Raw genomic sequence first — 2,909 nt, 5'->3', positions numbered from 1 at the left:
GTCAGCGCCAGGGCTGCGGAAACTACGACGGCGGCGGCCAACGTGTGTTTTCTACGGATCATTTTCTTACCTGCTCCACTTCATCGGGGTTGGTGTCTTTCGACTCTTGCTTTGACGGCGCACCAGGAAACCTCTTGAGGCTCCATTCATGCTGGCCACTCGCATCTTGATACGTTTCATTTGTGCTCGCGCCAGCGGCGCCGGGAACGAGCTCACTGCTTCCTTGGATATCCAGGGAGCGGTGAAGGACAGGCGGCCCGCTCAAGGCGGGGCGGGAGCGGTTGAACTCAGGCAAGGCTGGCCTCCGTGCTGGGGGTGGGCGTGGACGCGGGACGGCCGGCGTTTGCCTCGCCGGCCGGGGGCGGGCCGGCAACCTGGGCCGACATCGCGTCGTCGTTCGCCGTAAAGAAGCGGTCGCAGAGCCAGCCCGTGACATACAGCCATGCCCCTACGCCGAAGAACGGAATCAGCCCCGGAACCGACCGGCAGACGAAGAAGGCGGCAGCGGTCACGAACAGCAGAATCACGGTTCCCGCGAGATGCCGCATGGCAAAGCGTGAGGACATCAGGAAGTACCCGGGAATGGACAGTTCATAGCGGGCGAACATGGGAAAGAGGTAGCAGACCGTTCCGGCGGCGAAGAGTGCAGCCATGAGGATTCCCGCGGACGCTATCTGCGAACCAAAGTCCCAGCCCGCCGAGAAATAGCCCCAGTTCAGGGTCAACGCAACACCCACCGCAAGCAGGGGCAGGCCCAGGGCATTGCCCTTGGCAAAGTTCCTAATGTACTCCCGGGCGAAGCGCCGCATTAAGGGCGTGGCATTTCCGCGCACTTTGTCGCGGACCAGGACGTGGGCTGCAGCAGTGCTCGGTCCGATCCCGAGGACGATGCCGCCGAGGAGCGTGAACACCATCCACAGCACGTTCAAGCATGCAATCCACACGAGTGTGTCGAAGAGCGTATAAGCGCGGAAGCCGAATCCACCAGAGGCCATGCCGCTCCCCCTTTCTCCATCGTTGCAGAACAGGCCCGCATGGCTGCCATGACAGTTCTGCCGATGAGTTTCGGAACAACCGCGATGATGCGCCAGTTGGGGTCGGCCCTTGTGGGCCATGTCACTTAGTAAACGCTTTCCCGTCAACTTAGACGTTGGGAAAGGCGGGAGTCAAGAGCATTCTTGAATCGTTACATTCTTGCGAAACCCACGATACACTGGGCGGAACCGGAACTGGGAAAGCGCTTGCTAGGTATAGCCTGAACCAGCCGGACCACTTCAGTAACAACCCCGACGACGGCGTCACAGCCCTCGTTGCAGCGCCAGCAGAGGAGAGCCATGGACACCCCTTCCATCGAGTCCATCACCAGTCCTGACCCGCGCCCTACTGCCCCGGCGCCCAGGACCGCACCTGCCAGAATCGCCCTGGTGGGAGTCCACGGCTTTGGAACACACCACCTCAACAACCTCAAGCGGCTGAGCACTCAAGGAGCGGTGGAACTGGTTGCCGTGGCGGATCCCCATCCCCCGGCCGCCGGAGCCATGCCTGGGACCACCCATGTCCACGCCACCCTGGATGACCTGTTGGCCGGAAACCACCGCCCGGACGTCATCATTGTTGCCACGCCGATTCAAACCCACGCCCCGCTGGCCTTATCCGTCCTGGCCTCCCACGCCCACCTCTACCTTGAAAAGCCCCCCGTGGCCTCCATGAAGGACTTCCTTCGACTCCAGGATGAGGCAGCCTCGGCCCGGCGCAGTGTCCAAATTGGTTTCCAGAGCCTTGGTTCCCATGCGCTGGCCGCTTTGGAACAGCTGGCCAACGGCGACGCCACGGAAGAACTTCCGGGCATCGGCACGCTCAAGGGCATCTCCGCTACCGGCCGCTGGGTCCGCGACCGCGCTTACTACAAGCGCTCACGCTGGGCCGGTAAGCGCAGCCTCGACGGCGTGGACGTGGTGGATGGCGTGGCAACCAACCCCCTGGCCCACGCAATCGCCACTGCCCTGCGCATCGCCGGAGCCCGTCAGGCAGATGACCTGGCCTTCGTGGACACCGATCTCTACCGGGCCAACGATATTGAAGCGGACGATACTTCGGTGATCCGCATGCAGACCGTCAACGGATTGCCCATTACCTGCGCCCTCACACTGTGCGCCACGGAGTCAGTGGAACCCTATGTCACCCTTCACGGCACGGAGGGGACAGCCGTGTTCCACTACACCGAAGATCGCGTCACCGTGCGCACCGAAGCCGGCGAGACCAGCCATGTCTTTGGGCGGGACGATCTCACGGAGAATCTGCTCCAGCACCTCTCCGAAGGAGTCCCCCTGCTGAGCCCCTTGGATCACAGCGGAGCCTTCATGCGCGTCCTGGAAGCCATCCGGACAGCCGAGTCGCCGGCCCTGATTCCCACGGAATTCGTCACGTGGGTGGGATCCGGAGACCAAGCCCATGCCGTGCTCCCCCGGATTGAAGACATTCTGGAGCGCGCCACGCTGGCCCACGCCACCTTCTCCGAGCTGGGCCTCCCTTGGGCCCGGCCACAATCAGCCGAGGCACTTTTCGCTGCCCGTCCGGGCCCTGAAACGCCAGGCGATGATGCTCCCGGCGCGGACACTCCTGCCGTTGTCCTCCGCGGCGGAGCCGGACTCGATGCAGCGTTGTCTCCACGTCCTTATCTGCATCCGGTGACCACCCGGAGCGGCATTGTGGTCACGGACCATGTGGCGTCGGACCACGTCTGGCACCTCGGCGCAGGCTTCGCCTTGCAGGACGTCAACGGCAGCAACTTCTGGGGCGGCCGCAGCTACCGACGTTCCGCTGGAAAGTATGTTGACCTGGATGATCACGGCAGGATCGACATCGCAGGAATCACCCAGGGCTCGGAGCACTCCACCGCGGACCTCCAA

At 63.3% G+C, this 2,909-nt stretch carries 2 protein-coding genes; one reads left to right on the top strand and one right to left on the bottom strand.

Annotated elements, in window-relative coordinates:
- Positions 1-287 precede the first annotated feature (287 nt).
- Entirely contained in the window at positions 288-995 is a 708-nt protein-coding gene (locus tag HP499_RS22890) for a YesL family protein (protein ID WP_172326361.1), read from the bottom strand.
- 339 nt (positions 996-1,334) lie between these two features.
- Between HP499_RS22890 and HP499_RS22885 the strand changes: the two genes are divergently transcribed.
- Positions 1,335-2,909: DUF6807 family protein (locus HP499_RS22885; RefSeq protein WP_172326360.1), on the top strand; the 1,575-nt coding region annotated here is incomplete at its 3' end.

The sequence above is a fragment of the Paenarthrobacter sp. CM16 genome (assembly GCF_013179505.1).
Classification (GTDB): Bacteria; Actinomycetota; Actinomycetes; order Actinomycetales; family Micrococcaceae; genus Arthrobacter.
This window is presented reverse-complemented; position numbering and strand designations above follow the sequence as displayed.

Bases quoted from the DNA above. Each gene is read 5' to 3' on its own strand.
- HP499_RS22890 (WP_172326361.1), bottom strand. From the start codon at position 995: ATGGCCTCTGGTGGATTCGGCTTCCGCGCTTATACGCTCTTCGACACA.